The sequence below is a fragment of the Bacillus sp. AP50 genome, assembly GCF_040492675.1.
In the GTDB taxonomy this organism is placed as follows: domain Bacteria; phylum Bacillota; class Bacilli; order Bacillales; family Bacillaceae_G; genus Bacillus_A; species Bacillus_A cereus.
Genome location: NZ_JBEUTW010000627.1, coordinates 1 through 1,777, shown reverse-complemented (window position 1 = coordinate 1,777; position 1,777 = coordinate 1). Strand labels below are relative to the sequence as shown.

The following is a 1,777-nucleotide window of genomic DNA, read 5'->3' as shown; positions in this document are numbered from 1 at the left end:
GATATAACACCATGTAATAAGAAGAGAAAAGAATGCAAGATTTAAATTCTGCATTCTTTTCTCTAGATTATTAATAGCGGCGGATATTGAAACAACAGTGGACATATAAAACAACAGCTACTTGAGTATCATAAGAAAGTTATGATTTACAATTAAGGATTAATCATTAACTTTTTTAGTTCCATTAATTTAGATCTTAACTTTTCATCATGTGCATATAAATAAAGACCTTTTATGCCTCGTTTTAGCAAGATATTAAGCGCATTTAAAATGATGTCTTCTTTTATTTTTGTAGCATTAGAGTGATTTCCTAATCCTTTAAATGCTTCGGTGTCTTTATACCTATCACTTAATAATAATAGTTTATTATTTTTTTCATCATAAGAGATAGATGGGCCCAATATTACACCCACATAGTTTAAGTCAAAACCTTGTACTGTATAAATTGAACCTACCTCATCAACTGAACTTCCATGTGGAGAAGTTTTCTCTCGTTGTGCCCATGTTGTAGAAGAATCGGTAAGGTTCCATGGTAGATCTAGGCCACCGGTTGTAACATGATACTCTCCACCATCTTTTTTATGTTCAAAATCAAATGTGGAAACAACTCTAGAAAGTCCCCATTTCGTATTTTGTTGTTGTATTTTTTTATGCATATCAGAAGCATGTTCAAAGATGTCAAAATCATAAGTTTTAGGGACATTAGGCATAGGCGTAATTTTCTTTTGAACTAAATTATCTAACCATGAAACCAATTCATTGCCAGCATGCATTCGCATTTGAGTAGAAAGTTTATATCTTTTAGGCTTATATTTTGAAAGGACAGTGTTTAATGTTTTAGCATCCCAATATGCCTTATTTCGGGTTACTTGCTTAGAATCAAATATAATAATAGTCACCTTAGCTCTTTTAATAATATCTTCTAGATGATTATGGCCGTGATATGAATTATAAGAATCGGAGCTTGAAAGTAGTAGATGGGCTTCATCTACAAATACAATATCAGCTGGTATAGTCTCTGTATCTAATGGTATTTGATTAATAAAAGAAGTAGGTTTTAATATTTTATTCTTCTGCATAATTTTCACATTAGAAGCTATGCTATGAAACGTTTTTAACGCTTCATTATGGTTAATCAAAATATAACTGGAAGTATCATATAAATGTGAGTTTTTGTCTTTAGACATCTCTAACGTTTTATAGTAAAGAGAACTTAAAACAACACTTTTACCAACCCCAGCACTACCTTCAATGAAAATCACTTTATGCTCTGTTTTGTTTTGAGTATTCATTTTAAAGAATTGTTCTTCTAATTCATATACAACATCTTGGTATAATTCAAACTGTTCAGATGTAAGTTGTTTAAACGGAGATAGTTTGAAAATATCATTATTCTCAATTAAAAATAGATCCTTATTAACAATCTGTTCAGTATCTTTCAAGGTTTTCCAGATTGCTTCAAAAACTTCATCATTATAAAAGCTTTTTTCATAGTAGTTATGCACAACTGAAGATACAGTTTGACTCACATTTCTTAACGTGTAACGTTCATCGCCTAAGAAATAATTAATTAACTTTGTTTCCAAGTTATACGTAGCAGATTGATTAAATTTTTCATGTTTAATCAGTGTTACGTGTTTAAAATCATGTCTGTTTTTAGCATTAGAAGTATTATTCCTATTTAGTCTATGGTTGTGTAATCTATTAAAAGCATTTACTGTTTCGCCAATATAAGCTTCTTTCTCCTTATGTAGGATGTATATAATAGGGTAGTCAT

The 1,777-nt window shown here is 30.2% G+C and carries 1 protein-coding gene; it reads right to left on the bottom strand.

The annotated features are described in order from the left end of the window. Window positions 1-152: 152 nt before the first annotated feature. Window positions 153-1,777 (bottom strand): DUF2075 domain-containing protein (locus tag ABWK52_RS27560; RefSeq protein WP_353772291.1); only part of this gene is annotated, 1,625 nt, incomplete at its 5' end.